The sequence below is a fragment of the Paragemmobacter kunshanensis genome (genome assembly GCF_011059185.1).
In the GTDB taxonomy this organism is placed as follows: Bacteria; Pseudomonadota; Alphaproteobacteria; order Rhodobacterales; family Rhodobacteraceae; genus Paragemmobacter; species Paragemmobacter kunshanensis.
The window spans coordinates 99148-118074 of the sequence record NZ_JAALFE010000006.1 but is presented as its reverse complement, the minus strand read 5'-3'; the positions used below and the strand labels follow the sequence as shown (position 1 = coordinate 118074).

19 protein-coding genes and 1 tRNA gene are annotated in these 18927 nt (G+C 67.3%); 9 read left to right on the top strand and 11 right to left on the bottom strand.

What is annotated here, in order from left to right:
• Window positions 1-7: 7 nt before the first annotated feature.
• The 4 genes from G5V65_RS08345 to G5V65_RS08330 form a co-directional block, all read right to left on the bottom strand.
• Window positions 8-931, bottom strand: a complete 924-nt coding sequence (locus G5V65_RS08345; RefSeq protein WP_165048861.1) for a hypothetical protein — start codon at window positions 929-931, stop codon at window positions 8-10.
• Window positions 932-1160: 229 nt separating this feature from the next.
• Window positions 1161-2111 (bottom strand): hypothetical protein, encoded by a 951-nt coding sequence (locus tag G5V65_RS08340; RefSeq protein ID WP_165048859.1) that lies wholly within the window; start codon window positions 2109-2111, stop codon window positions 1161-1163.
• 216 nt (window positions 2112-2327) lie between these two features.
• On the bottom strand, window positions 2328-3737 hold the full coding sequence (gene glnA / locus G5V65_RS08335) for a type I glutamate--ammonia ligase (protein ID WP_165048858.1): 1410 nt from the start codon (window positions 3735-3737) through the stop codon (window positions 2328-2330).
• A 62-nt stretch (window positions 3738-3799) separates the two neighbouring features.
• Complete coding sequence (locus G5V65_RS08330; protein ID WP_165048856.1) at window positions 3800-4138, bottom strand: P-II family nitrogen regulator; 339 nt, start codon at window positions 4136-4138, stop codon at window positions 3800-3802.
• Between the two features lie 175 nt (window positions 4139-4313).
• Between G5V65_RS08330 and G5V65_RS08325 the strand changes: the two genes are divergently transcribed.
• From G5V65_RS08325 to tig, 3 genes are all read left to right on the top strand, one after another.
• Window positions 4314-5855: an NAD(P)H-hydrate dehydratase gene (locus G5V65_RS08325; protein ID WP_165048854.1), complete on the top strand. Its 1542-nt coding sequence runs from the start codon at window positions 4314-4316 to the stop codon at window positions 5853-5855.
• 227 nt (window positions 5856-6082) lie between these two features.
• Window positions 6083-6167: transfer RNA gene (locus tag G5V65_RS08320), tRNA-Leu, on the top strand.
• Between the two features lie 25 nt (window positions 6168-6192).
• Window positions 6193-7527: a trigger factor gene (gene tig / locus G5V65_RS08315; RefSeq protein WP_165048852.1), complete on the top strand. Its 1335-nt coding sequence runs from the start codon at window positions 6193-6195 to the stop codon at window positions 7525-7527.
• 69 nt (window positions 7528-7596) lie between these two features.
• Here tig and G5V65_RS08310 read toward each other — a convergent pair whose 3' ends face one another.
• The 6 genes from G5V65_RS08310 to G5V65_RS22645 form a co-directional block, all read right to left on the bottom strand.
• A complete protein-coding gene (locus tag G5V65_RS08310) occupies window positions 7597-8538 on the bottom strand; it encodes a DMT family transporter (RefSeq protein ID WP_165048849.1) in 942 nt (313 codons plus the stop codon).
• Window positions 8539-8703: 165 nt separating this feature from the next.
• Window positions 8704-9276: a 50S ribosomal protein L9 gene (rplI, locus tag G5V65_RS08305; RefSeq protein ID WP_165048847.1), complete on the bottom strand. Its 573-nt coding sequence runs from the start codon at window positions 9274-9276 to the stop codon at window positions 8704-8706.
• A 12-nt stretch (window positions 9277-9288) separates the two neighbouring features.
• Complete coding sequence (gene rpsR, locus G5V65_RS08300; RefSeq protein WP_023666208.1) at window positions 9289-9516, bottom strand: 30S ribosomal protein S18; 228 nt, start codon at window positions 9514-9516, stop codon at window positions 9289-9291.
• Window positions 9517-9542: 26 nt separating this feature from the next.
• Window positions 9543-10001 carry a 30S ribosomal protein S6 gene (gene rpsF, locus G5V65_RS08295; protein WP_165048985.1) on the bottom strand — a complete coding sequence of 153 codons (459 nt, stop codon included), beginning with the start codon at window positions 9999-10001 and terminating at the stop codon, window positions 9543-9545.
• Between the two features lie 264 nt (window positions 10002-10265).
• Window positions 10266-10697 carry a PACE efflux transporter gene (locus G5V65_RS08290; protein ID WP_165048845.1) on the bottom strand — a complete coding sequence of 144 codons (432 nt, stop codon included), beginning with the start codon at window positions 10695-10697 and terminating at the stop codon, window positions 10266-10268.
• A gap of 60 nt (window positions 10698-10757) precedes the next feature.
• A complete protein-coding gene (locus tag G5V65_RS22645; RefSeq protein WP_206526722.1) occupies window positions 10758-12212 on the bottom strand; it encodes a methyl-accepting chemotaxis protein in 1455 nt (484 codons plus the stop codon).
• 220 nt (window positions 12213-12432) lie between these two features.
• Between G5V65_RS22645 and fabD the strand changes: the two genes are divergently transcribed.
• Together fabD and G5V65_RS08275 are read left to right on the top strand one after the other, a co-directional pair.
• Window positions 12433-13368, top strand: a complete 936-nt coding sequence (gene fabD / locus G5V65_RS08280; protein ID WP_165048842.1) for an ACP S-malonyltransferase — start codon at window positions 12433-12435, stop codon at window positions 13366-13368.
• A gap of 116 nt (window positions 13369-13484) precedes the next feature.
• Window positions 13485-13952, top strand: a complete 468-nt coding sequence (locus tag G5V65_RS08275; RefSeq protein ID WP_165048840.1) for an ASCH domain-containing protein — start codon at window positions 13485-13487, stop codon at window positions 13950-13952.
• Window positions 13953-14005: 53 nt separating this feature from the next.
• Here the strand turns inward: G5V65_RS08275 and G5V65_RS08270 are convergent, their stop codons facing one another.
• Window positions 14006-14728, bottom strand: coding sequence for a DUF2726 domain-containing protein (locus tag G5V65_RS08270; protein ID WP_165048838.1), 723 nt, complete (start codon window positions 14726-14728; stop codon window positions 14006-14008).
• Window positions 14729-14855: 127 nt separating this feature from the next.
• Here G5V65_RS08270 and fabG point away from each other — a divergent pair, with 127 nt between their 5' ends.
• The 4 genes from fabG to mltG all read left to right on the top strand — a co-directional run bounded on the left by fabG (window position 14856) and on the right by mltG (window position 18755).
• The gene (gene fabG / locus G5V65_RS08265) at window positions 14856-15593 is read left to right on the top strand and encodes a 3-oxoacyl-[acyl-carrier-protein] reductase (RefSeq protein ID WP_165048836.1); all 738 of its coding nucleotides are present in this window, start codon (window positions 14856-14858) and stop codon (window positions 15591-15593) included.
• A gap of 177 nt (window positions 15594-15770) precedes the next feature.
• Window positions 15771-16004 (top strand): acyl carrier protein, encoded by a 234-nt coding sequence (locus tag G5V65_RS08260; protein WP_023666215.1) that lies wholly within the window; start codon window positions 15771-15773, stop codon window positions 16002-16004.
• Window positions 16005-16317: 313 nt separating this feature from the next.
• On the top strand, window positions 16318-17580 hold the full coding sequence (gene fabF / locus G5V65_RS08255) for a beta-ketoacyl-ACP synthase II (protein WP_165048834.1): 1263 nt from the start codon (window positions 16318-16320) through the stop codon (window positions 17578-17580).
• Window positions 17580-18755 (top strand): endolytic transglycosylase MltG, encoded by a 1176-nt coding sequence (gene mltG, locus G5V65_RS08250; protein ID WP_165048831.1) that lies wholly within the window; start codon window positions 17580-17582, stop codon window positions 18753-18755. The genes fabF and mltG overlap by 1 nt, the downstream gene beginning before the upstream one ends.
• Window positions 18756-18927 lie beyond the last annotated feature (172 nt).

Here is an 18927-nt window from a genome sequence, read left to right as displayed (position 1 = left end):
GGGGGCGTCAGAGGATCGACAGCGTGGGCGTCAGGCCCGCGATATGGCTGAGCGCCATCAGCGTGCAGGTAAGCGCCATGACCCGGCCCGAGGCATTGACATCGCCGCCGCGCAGAAGCGAGCAGGTGAGCATGGCCGCGCCCATGGGCAGGTAGACCATCATCAGCGTGACATCGAGCGTCGAGGCGGCCAGCCGCATGCGGACATTCTGGCCCTGGGTTTCGGCCTCGGGCGGGTAGAGGGCCTCGCGGATCTGGCCGAGATCGGCCGCGACGGGGCGTGAGGCGGAAGGCGGGGCCGGATCGGGGGCGGCATTGGCCGCGGGCGGGGCGGTGATCGGGCCGGGCGCGAAGCGGGCCAGGGTGGCGCGGGCGCGTTCGGCCTTGGCGGCCTTGATGGCCATGGCCTTTTCCACGAAGGAGACGGGGGTGTCATCCTCGGCCTCGGGGAAGGCGCGGATCGCCTCGGCCGGGGCGGAGCGGCGGGTCAGGGGGCGGGCGGCGGAGACGGAGCCGAAATCGGGCAGGCGGTCGAAGAGATCATCCACCAGATCGGCGGTGACGGGGCCTGCGACCTGATGCCAGAGCGTTTCGCGTGGGGCGAAGCGGTGGCGCAGGCGATCGGCGATGAGGTGGCAGAGATCCTCGTACCGCTGGCGGTCCTTGCCATCGACGCGGCTGACCGCGCCGGGGCCGACCGAGATCATCAGGCTGCTGGGCAGGCCGGGGGCAGCTTCGCCGGTATAGGAAAGGGTGAAGCGGACGCCGTCGAGATCGACGAAGACGAGGTCTTCGCAATCCCAGGTGATGCGGCGCTGGCCCGCGCCGGAACGCCCGAGTGCGGCATCGAGTTCGCGCACCAGAAGCGGCAGGTTCAGCGCGGGATCGCGGTCGAAGACGAACTGGGCGATGGTGCTGTCATCGAATGCCAACGGCGTGCCCTCCTGTCTTTCGCATGGCCACGCGTTAAGGTTGATGAACAAATGCGCCGAATTTCGGGTGGGTTTGGGGAAGTTGTGCGGAATCGACCGTGTTTCTGCCCGATTGTTGCCTGAATTGGCGCTGAATGGGCGGGAAACCGCCGAAAGGCCCGGGGTTGTCGCCGGAACGTGAACGGCACCGGGCAGGGTGCGCGGCTAACCCCGGGTTGATCGCCTTGCGTCAGAGGATGGCGGAGGAGAGCGACAGGCCGATCATGGCCAGCATGGCGCAGCCCGCGACGGCGCGCGGTGCGAGGGGCGGCAGCAGGAGGGCGCGCGGCGGGGCGAGCCGGTCGCGCAGCGCGGCGGCCCGGGGCGCGAGCAGGGTGAAGAACGGCAGGAAGACCGCGACAAGGGCCTGCCAGAGCGCGGCGGCGCGGTGGGGTTGCGGTGGTGCCTCTGCCCCGGCGGGATCTTCGGCATAGAGCGCGTCGCGGATCAGGTGCAGCTGTTCCTGCAGCGGGTCCAGCTCGGCCGGGGCCTGGGGCGGGGTGGACCGGACGCTGCGCGGGGTCAGGTGACGGACGATGCGGCGGCGGGGATGGGAGGCGGTCGCGGGGCATTCCGTCTCGGTCACGGTGAAGCCTGTCTCGGGGGCGGCGGGTTCTGCCGCGTCGTCGATATCCATGTCGTGCCAGAGATTGCGCGCCTCGGGCGGCAGATCGGCCTGATGCGCGGCGAGGCAGGCGCGGGCGCGATCCCGGCCGCGTTGCAGGCGGGGGTCGATCCCGGGGCCGTGCAGGCTGTCATCGTCGAAGACATTGGCGAAGAGGTTGAGGACGGGCAGCGTGACGGGCGCGTGGTCGCCGCCGTCGCGGGCGGGGGTGAAGCGCAGCGGGCGGCGCGGCGTGATGGCGCGCGCGTCGGGGGTGGTGGTGTCGGTATCCTCGGGGGCCTGCCCGGTGAGCGGGGTTTCGGCGGGTGTCGGCGCGAGGGCGGCCGGTTCCTCTGCTGTCGGATGCCCGGGGGCCGGATCGCGCGGGACTGGCACGAAGCTTGCAGCATCGGTGCAGGCGGCGAAGGACTCGGCGCAGAAGGGGAGATCGGAAGACCGCGCCAGGCCCTTGGTCGGCGCGCGACGGATGGTGTGAAACTCGGGCACAAGGGAGAAGGATGCGTCACTGTCCAGCATGGCGGCGGCTCCTTAAGTTTTTTTAAACGAACCATCCAATCGTGACGAGATTTTGTCCTTTCTGAGGAGGGCGCAGGGGGATTGCCTGCAATTATTGGCGTATTCCATTCCTAAGGTTGTATCCGCCGACAAAAGGTTGCCTGAAAGCTGTGGCGGGAATGAGAAAGGGCCACCCGAGGGCGGCCCTTTCGGCAGTGCTGCGATGATCCCGGAAGATCAGCAGGAATAGTACATCAGGTATTCCACCGGATGCGGCGTGTGTTCGAAGGCGTAGACCTCTTCCCATTTCAGCGCGATGTAGCCTTCGAGCTGATCCTTGGTGAAGACGTCGCCTGCGAGCAGGAAGTCGTGGTCCTTTTCCAGTTCCTCCAGCGCCTCGCGGAGCGAGCCGCAGACGGTGGGGATGGCAGCCAGTTCTTCGGGCGGCAGATCGTAGAGGTCCTTGTCCGAGGCGGGGCCCGGGTCGATCTTGTTCTTGATGCCGTCGAGGCCGGCCATCAGCAGCGCCGCGAAGGCCAGATAGGGGTTGGCCGAGGGATCGGGGAAGCGGGCCTCGACGCGCTTGGCCTTGGGCGATTCCGTCCACGGAATACGGACGCAGCCCGAGCGGTTGCGGGCGGAATAGGCGCGCAGAACCGGGGCCTCGAAGCCCGGGATCAGGCGCTTGTAGCTGTTGGTCGAGGGGTTGGTGATCGCGTTCAGCGCCTTGGCATGCTTCAGGATGCCGCCGATGAAGTAGAGCGCCTCCTGGCTGAGGTCGGCGTATTTGTCGCCCGCGAAGAGCGGCTTGCCGTCCTTCCAGATCGACATGTTGACGTGCATGCCGGAGCCGTTGTCGCCCTTCATGGGCTTGGGCATGAAGGTCACGGTCTTGCCATAGGCTGCCGCGACGTTGTGGATGACGTATTTGTACTTCTGGATGTTGTCGGCCTGTTCGGTGAGGCCGCCGAAGATCATGCCCAGTTCGTGCTGGCAGGTCGCCACTTCGTGGTGGTGCTTGTCGACCTTGATGCCCATCCGCTTCATGGTGGAGAGCATCTCGCCGCGCAGGTCCTGCGCTTCGTCGATCGGGTTCACCGGGAAGTAGCCGCCCTTGTAATTGGCGCGGTGGGCGAGGTTGCCGCCTTCCATGACGGTGTCCATGTTCCAGGCCGCCGCTTCGGCGTCGATCTGGTAGGAGACCTTGTTGGGCGAGACCGCATAGCGGACATCGTCGAAGATGAAGAATTCGGCTTCGGGCCCGCAATAGAAGGCGTCGCCGATGCCCGAGGATTTCAGATAGGCTTCGGCCTTCATCGCCGTGCCGCGCGGATCGCGGCTATAGGCCTCGCCCGTGTCGGGCTCGACCACGTTGCAATGCACGCACATCGTCTTTTCGGCATAGAACGGGTCGATATAGACCGAAGACGCATCGGGGATGAGCTTCATGTCGGACTGGTCGATCGACTTCCAGCCGGCGATGGAGGAGCCATCGAACATGAAGCCTTCTTCGAAGAAGTCCTCATCCACGAGGTCGGCCACGAGGGTGACGTGCTGAAGCTTGCCCTTCGGGTCGGTGAAGCGGATGTCGACATATTCGACTTCCTCGTCCTTCATCAGCTTCAGAGCATTCTTTACTGCGCTCATCATGATGCCTTTCGGTTTGGTGTTTCAGTTTCCGCGTTGCCCTTGCGGGCGCGCGGTGTTCATCAGACCGCGTCGTCGCCGGTTTCGCCGGTGCGGATGCGGATGGCCTGTTCGATGGGCGAGACGAAGATCTTGCCATCGCCGATCTTGTCGGTGCGGGCGGCAGAGACGATCGCCTCGATCGCGGTGTCGACCATGTCGTCGGTGAGGACGACCTCGATCTTCACCTTGGGCAGGAAATCGACCACATATTCGGCGCCGCGGTAAAGCTCGGTATGGCCCTTCTGGCGGCCGAAGCCCTTGACCTCGGTCACGGAGAGGCCCTGGATGCCGGCTTCCTGAAGGGCTTCCTTCACCTCGTCCAGCTTGAACGGCTTGATGATCGCCTCGATCTTCTTCATGGGCCGACTCTCCCCCCGTGTGCCTTGTCTTTCGGGGTATGATCATTTCTGCTGGGGAGGGACAATCGCAGTTCCGACACGGCGAAAGGTTAAGGGGCCGTTTCGGGGTGGTGTGATTAAAATTTGTGCAAAGCGGCTGTTTGGTGGGCGGTTTGCGAACGGATTGGGCGGCGGGATGGCTGAGCTTCTGACTTCTGCACAAATGCGCGCCATCGAGGCGGCGGCGATTGAAAGCGGCGCGGTGACCGGGCTGGAGCTGATGGAGCGGGCCGGGCGGGGGGTGGTGGAGGCGATCCTTGCGGAATGGCCGGAGTTGGTGGCGGGGTCGTTCCGGGCGGTGGTGCTGTGCGGGCCGGGGAACAATGGCGGCGACGGGTTTGTCGTGGCGAGGTTGCTGCGGGAGCGGGGGTGGGAGGTGACCTGCTACGCGTGGGACGATCTGGCGCGACAGGGGCCGGATGCGCGGGCGATGCGGGCGCGGTGGGAGGCGGCGGGGGGTGAGACTGTTCCCTTCCGCGAGTTCCATGTTGCCCGGGACTGGTTCGACGTCGCGGTGGATGCGCTGTACGGGATCGGCATGCGCGACGGACATGGCGTCGACGCAAGTCTTGAGGAGTTTCTGTCCTGCACGGAGCGCATGGTGGCGGTGGACGTGCCGTCGGGGTTGATCGCGGATGATGGGAGGAGCGTGGAGCCGAAGTTGGTGGCTGCGCTTACGGTAACCTTTCATGCACCGAAGCTTGGGCATTTCCTCGGGGTTGGGCCGGGATGCTGTGGCAAGTTGGTGGTGAAGGAGATCGGACTGAGCGGGGGCGGTGGCGTGCCTCTGGTCGATCCGCCTTCGACGGACCGTCTGAAACGGACGTTCTGGACGAACAAATATTCGAATGGTGCGGTTCTCGTTCTTGGCGGGCCTGCCGGACGCGGGGGCGCGGCGCGGCTGGCGGCGCGGGGGGCGCTGCGGATCGGGGCGGGGGTGGTGACGGTGGGGTGTCCTTCGGCGGCCTTGGTCGAAAATGCGGCGCGGCTGGATGCGGTGATGTTGCGGGTGGTGGAGGACGGGGGGGCCTTGGAAGCCGTGCTGGAGGATGGGCGGATCGGGGTGGTCTGTCTGGGGCCGGGGCTGGGGACCGGGGCGCGGGAGGTGGGGTTGGTGGCGGCGGCTTTGGGGGGGCGGGGTGAACCCCTTCAGCGGCGGGGTGAACCCCGCCCTACGGGAGTCGTGCTGGATGCGGATGCGCTGACGATCCTGTCGCGGGAGGCGGGGCTGTTCGGGGCGCTGCATGGGGCTTGCGTGCTGACGCCGCATGGCGGCGAGTTTGCGCGGCTGTTTCCGGATATTGCGGAACGGCTGCTGGCACCGGCGGTGACGGGGCCTGCCTATTCCAAGGTGGATGCGACGCGGGAGGCCGCAGTTCGGGCGGGCTGTGTGGTGCTGTTCAAGGGGGCGGATACGGTGATTGCGGCACCCGATGGGCGCTGTGCGGTGAATTCGGCGCAGTATGAGCGGGCGGCGCCGTGGTTGGCGACAGCCGGGTCGGGGGATGTGCTGGCGGGGTTCATCGCGGGGTTGATGGCGCGGGGGTTTTCGCCTTTCGATGCGGCCTGCACGGGGGCCTGGCTGCATGTGGACTGCGCGCGGGAGTTCGGGCCGGGGCTGATTGCGGAGGATCTTCCCGAGATGCTGCCTGCGGTGTTTCGGCGGTTGGGGGTGTGAGGGCGATTTTTGACGCAAAAATCGCGGCGGAATTTGACGCAAATTCCGGTTTGCGGGCAGGATGCCCGCCACGTTTCCTGCGTCAGGAAACGGCGCGAAATCTGTGTCAGATTTCGCCCTGATTTTCCTCTCGCATCCCCCGTGGGGCTTTGCTAGAACGGCGCGGAATTTTCAGGGCGCGTGCGGGCCGGACCTGAGGGGACGGGCGGGCGCGTTTTGGGCAATTTGCGGGTGTGGCGAAACTGGTAGACGCACCAGATTTAGGTTCTGGCGCCGTGAGGCGTGGGGGTTCAAGTCCCTCCACCCGCACCAGGGATGAGATGAGAAGGACGGAAACATGCAGGTCACCGAGACCCTGAACGAAGGTCTGAAGCGCGCCTACACCATCACGGTGACGGCGGCCGAGCTGGACGCCAAGGTGCAGGAAAAGCTGGTCGAGGCGCAGCCCGAGATCGAGATGAAGGGCTTTCGCAAGGGCAAGGTGCCGCTGGCGATCCTGAAGAAGCAGTTCGGCCAGCGCCTGCTGGGCGATGCGATGCAGGATGCCATCGACGGCGCGATGAAGGACCATTTCGACAAGACCGGCGACCGCCCCGCGCTGCAGCCGGAAGTGAAGATGGTGGATGGCGAGACCTGGTCGGAAGGCAAGGATGTCGTCGTCGAGATGAGCTATGAGGCACTGCCGCCGATCCCGGATGTCGATGCGGGCAAGATCAAGCTGGAGAAGCTGGTCGTGAAGGCCTCGGACGCCGATGTGGAAGAGGCGCTGAAGAATCTGGCCAGCAATGCGCAGAACTTCGAGGACCGCAAGAAGGGCGCCAAGGCCAAGGATGGCGATCAGGTCGTGATCGACTTCAAGGGCTCGGTCGATGGCGAGCTGTTCGATGGCGGCTCGGCCGAGGATTATGCGCTGGTGCTGGGGTCGAAATCCTTTATCCCGGGGTTCGAGGATCAGCTCGTCGGTGCCAAGGTCGGTGACGAGGTTTCCGTCAATGTCACCTTCCCCGAGGAATATGGCGCCAAGCATCTGGCCGGGAAGGCCGCGGTCTTTGCCTGCACCATCAAGGCGGTGAAGGAAGCCAAGCCCGCCGAGATCGACGATGAGCTGGCGAAGAAATACGGGGCCGAGGATCTGGCCGCGCTGAAGGGCCAGATCGCGGAGCGTCTGGAGGCCGAATACAAGGGCGCCTCGCGCGCCGTGCTGAAGCGGGCGCTGCTGGATCAGCTGGACGGGCTGGTGAAGTTCGACCTGCCCGCGCGTCTGGTGGAGGCGGAAGCTGCCCAGATCGCGCATCAGCTGTGGCACGAGGAGCATCCCGAGGAGCATGGGCACAACCACGGCTCCATCGAGCCGACGGATGAGCACAAGACCCTGGCCGAGCGCCGGGTGCGCCTTGGTCTGCTGCTGGCCGAAGTCGGCCGCAAGGCCGAGGTCACCGTGACCGATGCAGAGATGACGCAGGCCGTGCTGGCGCAGGCCCGCAACTATCCGGGCCAGGAGCGCGCCTATTTCGAGTTCGTCCAGAAGAACCAGCAGGTGCAGCAGCAGCTGCGTGCGCCGATCTTCGAGGACAAGGTCGTGGATCACATCGTGGCCGGGGCCAAGGTGATCGAGAAGGACGTCAGCAAGGACGATCTTCAGAAGGCCATCGAGGCGCTGGACGAGATGTGAGGGGCGGCCCCCCGGAATTTGGGGGGCATGCCGGAACTTCCGGGCCGGGGGCGATGTCCCCGGCCTTCTTTATTGCCGGGTGGTGGCTGCCTCGCGCCAGAGGATGAAGAGCCCGGCCCCGACAATGACCGCGATGCCGAGCCAGTCGAGCGGGCCGGGCCACTGGCGCCAGAAGATCCAGCCATAGATCACCGACCACAGGAGCCCGGTATATTCGAAGGGCGTCACGACCGAGGCTTCGGAGATGCGGTAGGCCTGCGTCAGCAGCGTGAGCCCGAGGGCCGCGATGACGCCGCAGGACATCATCAGCATCAGGTCGAAGGGCGTGGGCATGACCCAGCCGCGCAGCAGGAAGGCGAGCGAGGGATGCGCCTCGTCCGCGTAATGGCCGGTGCCGAGCAGGGCCGAGAGCGCAAGCGCCGCGGCGAGGAAGACGGCATTGCCCCAGAAGGCGAGGGCGGCGGCGGTTTCCGTCTGGCCGAGGCGGCGGGCGGAGATCATCGAGATGGCATAGGCGAGCCCCGAGAGGACGGGCAGCAGGGCCGCCCAGTCGAAGAGATCGCCGCCGGGGCGGACCATGATCAGCACGCCCGCAAATCCTGCCAGAAGCGCCAGCCAGCGCCGGGGGCCGACCTTTTCGGACAGGAAGAAGACCGAGAGGATGGTGATGAAGAGAGGGGCAGAGAAATAGAGCGCCACGGTCGTGGCCATCGGCAGGGCCGCGAGGGCGAGGTAATAGGCGGTATAGGCGGCAAACATCACCAGCCCGCGCCCGATCATGGCCCGCGTGCCGGGGGTGAAGAGGCGGTTCAGGCCGCCGTCGCGATGCACGAGCAGCAGCAGGAAGGGAATCGCGGTGAGCGAGCGCAGGACCATGGCCTGATGCAGCGGATAGGCCCCGGAGAGCAGTTTCAGGATCATGTCCTGCACGGAAAACACCGCGACGCCCGCGACAAGCAGGGCGATGCCTTTTGCCGTCTGGCCGGGCAGGGGCTGGATCGTGGGGGTCATGGGCTCCTCCGTCCGCCACGCTAGGGGGCGGCGGGGAGGATGGCTTGGGCGGCGGCGACATCGGCATGTCGCGGCTGGGGAAGGGAGCAATCCCCGAGGGCGGAAAGGAAAGGGCCGCGCGGTTGGCACCGCGCGGCCCCTTTGACTTGCCTGACGGCCCGTCGCTTAGGCGTCTTCCGACGCAGCCCCGCCGAGATCGTCGAAGAGTTCGGCGATTTCGAAATCGGCTGCGGCTTCGGCTTCGGCGGCGAGGTCCTGGATGGACTTGCCGGAGGCCTGCAGTTCGGCCTCTTCGGGCGAGCGGGCGACGTTCAGCGTGATGCGGACCGAGACTTCGGGATGCAGCACCACCGAGACGGCGTGCAGGCCGAGATCCTTGATCGGGCGATCCAGCACGACCTGGGCACGGTTCACGGTGAAGCCGGCCTCGGTCGCGGCTTCGGCGGCGTCACGGGTGGTGACGGAGCCGTAGAGCGCGCCCGCGTCGGAGGCGGAGCGAATCACCACGAAGGTCTGGCCATCGAGTTTCGCGCCGACGACTTCGGCCTCTTTCTTCGTTTCGAGGTTCTGGAGTTCCAGCTGGGCCTTCTTGGCCTCGAACGACTTGATGTTGGCCTCGTTGGCGCGGAGCGCCTTGCCCTGCGGCAGGAGGAAGTTGCGGGCATAGCCGTCCTTGACGTTGACGACTTCGCCCATCTGGCCAAGCTTGGCCACGCGCTGAAGGAGGATGACTTGCATCTGGGTCTCTCCTTATTTCACGGCGTAGGGCAGCAGGGCGAGGAAGCGGGCGCGCTTGATGGCTTGCGCCAGTTCACGCTGCTTTTTCGCCGAGACCGCGGTGATGCGCGAGGGGACGATCTTGCCACGCTCGGAGATGTAGCGCTGCAGGAGACGGACGTCCTTGTAGTCGATGGCCGGAGCATTGTCGCCCGAGAAGGGGCAAACCTTGCGGCGGCGGAAAAACGGTTTGTTCGCCATGGTTTATGGTCCTTTCCTGGGCCTGATCAACGACGGAAGCCGCCGCGGTCGCCGCCGCGGTCGCCACCACGATCGGGACGGTCGCCGAAGCTGCGCTCACGACGTTCGCCACCGCCGAAGCCGCCTTCGGGACGGTCGCCACGATCGCCACGCTCACGCTCGTCGCGCTTTTGCATCTGGACGGAGGGGCCTTCGCCATGGGCATCGACCTTGATCGTCAGGACGCGCATCACGTCGTCATGCAGGCGCATCAGGCGTTCCATTTCCTGCACGGCGGCCGAGGGGGCATCCGATTTCAGGAAGGCATAGTGGCCCTTGCGGTTCTTGTTGATCTTGTAGGCCATCGTCTTGACGCCCCAGTATTCGGATTCGACGACCTTGCCGCCGTTGTCCGAAAGGACGGTCGAGAAATGTTCGATCAGACCTTCGGCCTGCGCGTTGGACAGATCCTGACGCGCAATGAAGACATGCTCGTAAAGAGCCATGTTCACTCCAGTTCTTGTCATGGCGCATTTCATAGGGCGGGCGTTCGGCCTTTCCGCGGCCCGTCCACGAGAGGCTGCGCCGGTTCACGTGAATGCGGAAAGGATGGGGCCTTATACAGAAAGGCGGCAGGAAGGCAAGGCTTTGCGCCGTGGCGCTGCGGGGATGCCGGGGAGGCGATTTCTGACGCAGAAATCGCGGAAAATCCTGAGGCAGGATTTTGGCGGGCGGGGCCCGCCGCGCGGATGGGCGGGCGGGGGAGGGCGTCAGCGCGCCGAGGCGGGCAGGCCGAAGAGGCGGTCGAAGGCGAAGGTGAAGATCCAGGTGTAGATCAGGAAGGCGAGGATCAGCGCGGATTCATAGGCCAGCGCCTGGAGGAGCGGGACCGAGAACCACCAGGCGGTGAGGGGCAAGAGGAAGAGGACGAGCCCGCCTTCGAAGAGCAGGGCATGGGCGCTGCGGCGGGCAAGGCTGCGGCCGCGGATGGGCTGGCGGGATTCCCATCTTTCGAAGGCCGCGTTGAAGGCGAGGTTCCAGAGCATGGCCACGGTCGAGGCGAGGATGGAGAAGACGAGCGAGCTGCCCGCCGTGGTTTCGGCCATGGCGAGAAGGAGCAGGGTGGAGAGCAGGATGCCGCCCGCCTCGAATGAGGTGGCATAGATCACGCGGCGCAGGCGGGGGTGCTGATGGAGGGCCATGGCGGGGATGTGCCATGGCCGCCCGGGGGCGGCAAGGGCCGGGCGGAAGGGGGGGCGATATCAGGCGCGATAGGCCAGCCGCAGGCCGCCCCAGTGGCGGCCCTGGACAAAGATCGGGGCCGAGACGTCCTTCATCAGGGCGAAGGTGCCGCCGCCCATGTCGCGCCGGTAGGATTGCAGGTAGAAGGGCCGGGTGCTGCGCCCGGCGCCGAGGCCCACGCGATCGGCGAAGATGCGGCGGTTGCGGCAGTTCGCCGTGTTCCATGTGGGATCGCCCGGACGCTGGGGTTGCGAGAACTTGCGGTTATGGGTGGGCAGATAGCCGTTCACATCCACCGCGGCACAGAAGACCACATCGGGCGAAAGATCGAGAAGCGGTTCCTGCACGGCGGGAAGGAGGCGGTCGGTCAGCGCGGTGAAGGCGGTCATCACCTGCTGGGGATCGCTGCCCGGGATCGGGCGGTAGGTCTGATCGAAGAGGTCATGCAGCGAGATCCGGCCTGCCGCAACCTCGGCCTCGAAAAGGGCGGAGATGCGGGCGGCGGCCTCTTGCACGGCATTGATATAGGGGGTGTCGACGGTATCGACGCCAAGGCGGGCGGTGGAGGCGACGAGGCGTTCGCTGGCATCGACGAGATCGGAGAGGCTGCCTTTCGCGGCCGAGAGCCGCCCCGCGGCCTGCGTCACCCCGACGCCGATGCCCTGACAGCCCTGTTCGGTGGCGGCCACCTGGGTGGCGGCGGCGTCGGTGCAGGCGGTGATCTGATCCTGCCGGTCGGCGATGGCGAGGACCGCGCCGTCGATCTCCGTCATCACGCGGGAGACGTGATCGGCCTCGCGCCGGACCTTGCCCGCGCTTTCGGCGGCGGAGCGGCCCGCCTCGGCCAGGGCGGTGATTTCGCGGGTGAGATTGGCGAGATTGGCGTCGATGAGCTGGGTCGCCTCTTGCGTGCGGCCGGAGAGCTGCTTGACCTCTTGCGCGACGACCATGAAGCCGCGCCCGGCGGCACCGGCGCGGGCGGCCTCGATCGAGGCGTTGAGGGCGAGGAGGTTGGTGGTGCGGGCGATGGCGTCGATATCGCCTGCGGCGCGGGCGACGCGGGTCAGGGCCTGGGTGAGCGACTCGATCCGGTCGCCGAAGAGCGCCACCTGATTGGCAAGGGCGGTGACATCGGACAGGGCGGCGCCGATCCGGGTCTGGCCGGAGGCGACGGTTTCGCGCGCCTCGACCGTGGCGCCGCGGGCGGCGCGGGCGGCGTCGCGGATGGCCTCATTCCCGCGGGCGAGGGATTCGGACAGGCCGTGCAGGCCGCGCAGGGTTTCCACCTGGGCGTGCATGAGCTTGTCCACATCCTCGACCGCGCCGGAGACATCGGCGAGCGAGACCGAGAGGGTGCCCACCTCGGCCGCGATGTCGCGGATCACCCCGGCGTTGCGATCCGTGGGATGGCCGACGGGATGGCCGGTGCCATGATCCGCGATCATCGGCATTTCTTCGTGGGAAATGTCTTTCATGGTCACCTTGCGGAAGGATGTGGGGGGCGGCGGGTGTCACCGGGTCTCAGGCATCTTGAACGACGGATATGAAGCCGGGTTTAACCGCCGGGCGGATCGGATCGGGCGCGGGGCCGGGCGGGATGGGGCGGGGCGCTGGGTGATTGCGCGCGGAGGGGGCATTGGGTAAGCGGAAGGGGAGGCGGGCCGCAGAGGGCCCGGAGCCAGGGAGGGACGGGCGATGAGCCGAGCATTCGTGTTTCCGGGACAGGGGGCGCAGACCATCGGGATGGGGCGCGCGCTGGCCGAGGCCTATCCGGCGGCGAAGGCCGTCTTCGACGAGGTGGATGCGGCGCTGGGGGAGAAGCTTTCGGCGTTGATCTGGGAGGGCGACATCGCGGAACTGACGCTGACGCAGAATGCCCAGCCCGCGCTGATGGCCACCTCGATCGCGGCGCTGCGGGCGCTGGAGGCGGAGGGGATCACAGTTTCCTCGCATGCCGGTTTCGTGGCGGGGCACAGCCTTGGGGAATATTCCGCGCTTTGCGCGGCGGGGGCGCTGAGCCTGTCGGATACGGCGCGGCTGCTGCGGATCCGGGGGCGTGCGATGCAGGAGGCGGTGCCGGTGGGCGTGGGGGCGATGGCAGCCCTTCTGGGCCTGGATTTCGAGGCGGCGGTGGCGGTGGCGGCCGAGGCCGCGCAGGGCGAGGTCTGCCAGGCCGCCAATGACAACGATCCCGCGCAGGTGGTGGTATCGGGCCACAAGGCGGCGGTGGAGCGGGCGGTGGAGATCGCCAAGGCCAGGGGCGCCAAGCGGGCGCTGCTGTTGCCGGTCAGCGCGCCCTTCCACTGCGCGCTGATGCAGCCCGCCGCGCGGGTCATGGCCGAGGCGCTGGCCGCCGTGGTGGTGGACAGGCCGGTTGTGCCGGTGGTGGTGAATGTCCGCGCCGAGGCGGTGACCGAGCCGGACCGCATCCGTGATCTGCTGGTGGCGCAGGTGACGGGATCGGTGCGCTGGCGCGAATCCGTCTTGTGGATGGAAGGCGCGGGCGTGACCGAGTTCTGGGAGATCGGCGCCGGAAAGGCGCTGTCGGGGATGATCAAGCGGATCGTGTCAGGCGAGATGTCCCTGCGCGCCATCGGCACGCCCGAGGATGTGCTGGGGGCGAAGGGCTGATCCCGGGGCGGCGGCGTGTGATCTCGCTGTCGGCCCGGACCGGGCCGGGGGCACCTTGCCCCCTTCTGGCCCGGGTTGGCGACCGTCGCAGGTAACCGGCGCAAGGGGGAAGCGGGATGTCGGAGGAGAGCGTCGAGATTGCGGGATTCGGGCCTCTGCCCTGTCTCGCCTTCGGATCGGCGGGAGCGCAGGAAAGGCTGGCCGCGCTGGTGATTGCGGGGCGCAAGCGCGCGACGGTCTGGGATGGGCGGGAGGCGAACCCGACGGTTCCGGGCATGGCCTGGGCGGTGATGGCCGCAGGCCGCGCGGTGGCGGTGATCGAGACGGTCGCCGTCGGGCGGCGGCGGCTGGACGAGATTGACGCGGAATTTGCTGCGCTGGAGGGTGAGGGCGATGGATCGCTGGCCTTCTGGCGGCTGGCGCATGAGGCGTATTTCCGCGCCGAGGGATACTATCGGCCGGACATGTGGCTGTGGTGGGAGGAGTTCCGCCTGCTTGCCGTGCTTGATGCCGACCTGGCCGCCGCCGCGCCGGGCCATGTGGCCGCGGAAGAGGCCGAGGCGGTGGCGAAGTCCCTGCTCTGATCAAAAATCTTCGAAGATTTTTGCAAATTTCTTCGAAGAAATTTGGGCCGCGTCTAGGGGCGGCGGCTGCCGAGGGCGGTGATGCTGGCGCTGCCCGCCACGGGGGCCAGATGGCCCTGGACGCGCTGGCGCAGAAGGCCGGGGTCGAAGTCGGGCTCGACCTCGATCAGGGGGACCCCGGCGCGGCGGATCGCCTCGCGCTTGACGGCGTCGCGCATGAAGGCGGTGCCCTGGTGATGGCCTTCGCCCTGATATTCCACGGCAAGGGCCAGCCGGCCGGCCCTGTCGATGATCGCGAAATCGAGGCGTTTGGAATTGATCGAGGCGAAGGCGGCGTTGCGGTCATCGGGGCCTGCGCTGTCGGGGCGGGGGCGGATCAGCTCGCCCAGGCTGGTCTGGGCCATGACGCGGTGACCGGCGCAGAGATCGCGGGTGGCGGATTCGAGCAGCGGGAGAAGGCGGGCTTCCTTGCGGTTCAGGAGGGGCGTGCATTCGAATTCCACCCGCGCGATGGCATGCAGTTGCTGGGCGGGATCGCGCAGGTCGGGGGAGGCGGGCGCGACGGGCGCTTCAGCGCTGGCGACGGGGGGCGCTGCGGGCGGGGGAAGGGGATGGATCGCGGCGGGGCCGGACCATCTGCTGAACTCCGTGCCATGGCGCGCGCGGCGGCGGTGGCGGCGACGATGGGGCCGCGCGAGGCGGCGCAGGATCAGCGCGGCGAGGGGGAGAAGCAGAAGGGCGACAAGCACCGCTTCGGGAAAAAGGCTGTTCGACATGGCTTTGCCTGCTGGCAGAAAGCCCCCGATGGAAGCTTGCCGGAAGCGGCGGGGCCGCGCAATGGCTGGTATGGCGGAATTGATGCTGCTAGGGAAACCGTCAGTTTCTGAGCGAAGGGAGCAGGCGATGTTCGATCTGACGGGTAAGGCGGCGCTGGTGACGGGGGCCTCGGGCGGGATCGGGGCCGATATCGCGCGGGCGCTGCATGGCGCGGGGGCGACGGTCGGGCTTTCGGGCACGCGGGTGGAACCGCTGGAGGCGCTGGCGGCGGAACTGGGGGGGCGCGCGCATGTGCTGCCCTGCAACCTGTCGGTGGCGGAAGAGGTCGAGGCGCTGGTGAAGCGGGCGGCCGAGGCGATGGGATCGGTCGACATCCTGGTGAACAATGCGGGCATCACGCGCGACGGGCTGGTGATGCGGATGTCGGATGACGACTGGGCGAGCGTGCTGGACGTGAACCTGACCGCGACCTTCCGGCTGTGCCGGGCCGCCGTGCGCGGCATGATGAAGGCGCGCTGGGGGCGGATCGTGAATATCGGCTCGGTCGTGGGGACCACGGGGAATGGCGGGCAGGTGAACTATTCCGCGGCGAAGGCGGGGCTCCTGGGCCTGTCGAAATCGCTGGCGGCGGAAGTGGCAAGCCGGGGGATCACGGTGAATGTGGTGGCGCCGGGCTTCATCGCCACGGCGATGACGGACAAGCTGAACGAGGAGCAGAAGGCGCGCATCCTGACGGCGGTGCCCGCCGGACGGATGGGTGATCCGGCCGAGATCGCGGCGGCGGTGCTGTATCTTTCCTCGGCCGAGGCGGGTTATGTGACCGGTGCCACCTTGCATGTGAACGGCGGGATGGACATGGTATAGCGCAGCGTCGGGCCTGTGGCATGGAAAGCGTTTGCCTTGCGGGAACGCCCTTGCTATAGGCGCGGCGAAAGGGCCGGGAGTTAACCCGGCCTTCCCGTATGGTTTGCGGGGACGGTGCCCCCCTGGGGCAGGGACAAGGAACGGGATGCGATCCCGCAACGGAAAAGAGGAAGAGACATGAGCGACATCGCTGCACGCGTGAAGAAGATCGTCGTCGAGCATCTGGGCGTCGAGGAAGACAAGGTGACCGAGAACGCCTCGTTCATCGACGATCTGGGCGCGGATTCGCTCGACACCGTGGAACTGGTCATGGCCTTTGAGGAAGAGTTCGGGATCGAGATCCCGGATGATGCGGCCGAGACCATCCAGACCTTCGGCGATGCGGTGAAGTTCATCTCGGAAGCCGCCTGATCCCTTCCGGATCGGCAGGGTTTGGCGGGCGTCCCGAAAGGGGCGCCCGTTTTCCTTTGCGTGGTTTTGGGGTGGGGGACCCCCTCCCCGACGCTCCCCCGAAACGGGGGAGGGAGAAGGGCGCGGGGTGCGGGGCGTCCGGAGCAGGGGTGCCGGGGGGGTGCGGGGGGGCGGTTGCCCCCCCGTCTGCCCTGGCAGGCCCGGGCGGACCGGCGGGGAGTGGCGGGCGCGGGGGGCTGGCGGCGGGGCCGTGTTGCACGGCCCCGCCCCCCCGTGTATCACCCGGCAGGACAGGCGTTCATGGAGGGGCCGAATGCGTCGGGTTGTCATCACGGGTCTGGGTCTGGTCACGCCGCTGGCCTGCGGGGTGGAAGAGACCTGGGAGCGGCTGCTGGCCGGGCAGTCGGGCGCGGGGCCGATCACGCGTTTCGATGCGTCGAACGTCGTCACGCAATATGCCTGCGAGATCCCTTTCGGCGATGGCAGCGACGGCACCTTCAATCCCGATGACTGGATGGAACCCAAGGATCGCCGCAAGGTGGATGATTTCATCCTCTACGGCATGGCCGCGGCCGAGCAGGCGGTGCGGGATTCGGGGTGGATGCCGGAAGACGAGGAAGGCCGTCTTCGGACGGGCGTGATGATCGGCTCGGGGATCGGGGGGCTGACCTCGATCGCCGAAACCGCCGTGCTGATCAAGGAGAAGGGGCCGAAGCGCGTTTCGCCCTTCTTCATTCCCGGCGCGCTGATCAACCTGATTTCGGGGCAGGTCTCCATCCGCTTCGGCTTCAAGGGGCCGAACCATGCCGTCGTCACGGCCTGTTCCACCGGCGCCCATGCCATTGGCGATGCGGCGCGGTTGATCCAGTGGGGGGATGCCGATGTGATGCTGGCGGGCGGGGCGGAAAGCCCCATCAGCGAGATCGGGATTGCCGGGTTCAACGCCTGCAAGGCGCTGTCCACCAAGCGGGCCGATGATCCGGCCAAGGCATCCCGCCCCTATGACGCGGATCGCGATGGATTCGTGATGGGCGAGGGTGCGGGTGTGGTGGTGCTTGAGGAATACGAGCATGCCAGGGCGCGCGGCGCGAAGATCTATGCCGAAGTTCTGGGCTATGGCCTTTCGGGGGATGCCTATCACATCACCGCGCCGAGCGAGGATGGCGACGGGGGCTTCCGGTCGATGTCGGCCGCGCTGAAGCGGGCGGGGATCGGGCCGGATCAGGTGGATTACATCAATGCCCATGGCACCAGCACGATGGCGGATACCATCGAACTGGGCGCGGTGGAGCGGTTGATGGGCGATGCGGCGGCCAAGGCCACGATGTCTTCGACCAAATCCAGCATCGGGCATCTTCTGGGGGCGGCGGGCGCGGTGGAGGCGATCTTCTGCGTGCTGGCGATCCGCGATCAGGTGGCGCCGCCGACGATCAACCTGGACAATCCGGCGGTGCAGCCGAAGCTGGACCTGGCGCCCAACAGGGCGGTGAAGCGCAGGATCGACGTGGCGCTTTCGAATTCCTTCGGCTTTGGCGGCACGAATGCGAGCCTTGTCCTGGGCAAGGTGACCGGCTGATGTGGCGGTCCATCGCCTCGAATGCGCTGACGCTTTTCGTCGTGGTGATGGTGGCGGCGGCGGGGCTGCTGGCCTGGGGGCGCGAGCAGTTCACCGGGCCGGGGCCGCTGGAGCAATCCATCTGCTTCCGGGTGGAGCGGGGGGCGTCGCTTTCGGCGGTGAGCCGCGCGCTGGAGGAGCAGGGGGCGGTATCGGATGCGCGGATCTTCCGCATCGGGGCGGATTATTCCGGCCGGGCGGATGCGCTGAAATTCGGGTCCTACCTGGTGGTACCGGGCAGCAGCATGACCCAGATCCTCGAATCGCTGACGGCGGGGGGGCAATCGACCTGCGGGCGCGAGGTGAATTTCCGCATCTCGGTCGCGACGAGCGAGGTGGTGCTGCGCGAGCTTGACCCGGCGACGAACCGCTATGTCGAGGTGGTGAAATTCGATCCGGCGGCCGAGGCGGCGCCTGCGGATTATGTGGATGTGGCAGAGGCGGATGATATCCGCTGGCGGGTGACGCTGGCCGAGGGCGTGACAAGCTGGCAGGTGGTGGATGCGCTGAAGCGGGCGGAGTTCCTGACCGGCGAGATTGCCGAGGTGCCGCCCGAGGGGACGCTGGCGCCTGACAGCTATGAGGTGGCGCGGGGCGCGGATCGCGCGGCGCTGCTCGCTGAGATGGCGGCGCGGCAGAGCGCGGCGCTGGCCGAGCTTTGGGCCGCGCGGGCCGAGGGGCTGCCCTATGACACGCCGGAAGAGGCGCTGATCATGGCCTCGATCGTTGAAAAGGAGACCGGCATCGCCGAGGAGCGCCGCCGGGTGGCCAGTGTCTTCGTGAACCGGCTGGAGCAGGGGATGCGGCTGCAGACCGACCCGACGGTGATCTATGGCGTGACGCGGGGCGAGGGTGTGCTGGGGCGCGGGCTGCGGCAGAGCGAGCTGCGCCGCGAGACGCCGTGGAATACCTATGTGATCGACGGGCTGCCGCCGACGCCCATCGCCAATCCGGGGCGGCTGTCCATCGAGGCGGCGCTGAACCCGGAGGAGACGGATCTGCTGTATTTCGTGGCCGATGGCACGGGGGGGCATGCCTTTGCCCGCACCCTGGCCGAGCATAACGAGAATGTCGCCCGCTGGCGCGCGATCGAGGCGGAACGCGGCGAGGCCGAGGCGGGGGGCGTGCAGGACTGATGAAGAAAGGGTTAAGGCTGCGTCCGGCAAGCCTTTGATCCGAAACGGAAAAGCTTGACTCGGCGCGCGGCCTGGTCTATAGCTTTGTGCATGATGGGACAGTTGGGCAAGCGGCACGGGGGATGACCCCGGGGCCGCTTTTCCTTTTCCGCCGTTCGGATCGGCAGAGGGC

Excerpts from the sequence above, each read along its gene's own strand:
- G5V65_RS08340 (WP_165048859.1), bottom strand. The coding sequence starts at position 2,111 with ATGCTGGACAGTGACGCATCCTTCTCCCTTGTGCCCGAGTTTCACACC.
- glnA (WP_165048858.1), bottom strand. The coding sequence starts at position 3,737 with ATGAGCGCAGTAAAGAATGCTCTGAAGCTGATGAAGGACGAGGAAGTC.
- G5V65_RS08330 (WP_165048856.1), bottom strand. The coding sequence starts at position 4,138 with ATGAAGAAGATCGAGGCGATCATCAAGCCGTTCAAGCTGGACGAGGTG.
- G5V65_RS08325 (WP_165048854.1), top strand. The coding sequence starts at position 4,314 with ATGGCTGAGCTTCTGACTTCTGCACAAATGCGCGCCATCGAGGCGGCG.
- tig (WP_165048852.1), top strand. The coding sequence starts at position 6,193 with ATGCAGGTCACCGAGACCCTGAACGAAGGTCTGAAGCGCGCCTACACC.
- G5V65_RS08310 (WP_165048849.1), bottom strand. The coding sequence starts at position 8,538 with ATGACCCCCACGATCCAGCCCCTGCCCGGCCAGACGGCAAAAGGCATC.
- rplI (WP_165048847.1), bottom strand. The coding sequence starts at position 9,276 with ATGCAAGTCATCCTCCTTCAGCGCGTGGCCAAGCTTGGCCAGATGGGC.
- rpsR (WP_023666208.1), bottom strand. The coding sequence starts at position 9,516 with ATGGCGAACAAACCGTTTTTCCGCCGCCGCAAGGTTTGCCCCTTCTCG.
- rpsF (WP_165048985.1), bottom strand. The coding sequence starts at position 10,001 with ATGGCTCTTTACGAGCATGTCTTCATTGCGCGTCAGGATCTGTCCAAC.
- G5V65_RS08290 (WP_165048845.1), bottom strand. The coding sequence starts at position 10,697 with ATGGCCCTCCATCAGCACCCCCGCCTGCGCCGCGTGATCTATGCCACC.
- G5V65_RS22645 (WP_206526722.1), bottom strand. The coding sequence starts at position 12,212 with ATGAAAGACATTTCCCACGAAGAAATGCCGATGATCGCGGATCATGGC.
- fabD (WP_165048842.1), top strand. The coding sequence starts at position 12,433 with ATGAGCCGAGCATTCGTGTTTCCGGGACAGGGGGCGCAGACCATCGGG.
- G5V65_RS08275 (WP_165048840.1), top strand. The coding sequence starts at position 13,485 with ATGTCGGAGGAGAGCGTCGAGATTGCGGGATTCGGGCCTCTGCCCTGT.
- G5V65_RS08270 (WP_165048838.1), bottom strand. The coding sequence starts at position 14,728 with ATGTCGAACAGCCTTTTTCCCGAAGCGGTGCTTGTCGCCCTTCTGCTT.
- fabG (WP_165048836.1), top strand. The coding sequence starts at position 14,856 with ATGTTCGATCTGACGGGTAAGGCGGCGCTGGTGACGGGGGCCTCGGGC.
- G5V65_RS08260 (WP_023666215.1), top strand. The coding sequence starts at position 15,771 with ATGAGCGACATCGCTGCACGCGTGAAGAAGATCGTCGTCGAGCATCTG.
- fabF (WP_165048834.1), top strand. The coding sequence starts at position 16,318 with ATGCGTCGGGTTGTCATCACGGGTCTGGGTCTGGTCACGCCGCTGGCC.
- mltG (WP_165048831.1), top strand. The coding sequence starts at position 17,580 with ATGTGGCGGTCCATCGCCTCGAATGCGCTGACGCTTTTCGTCGTGGTG.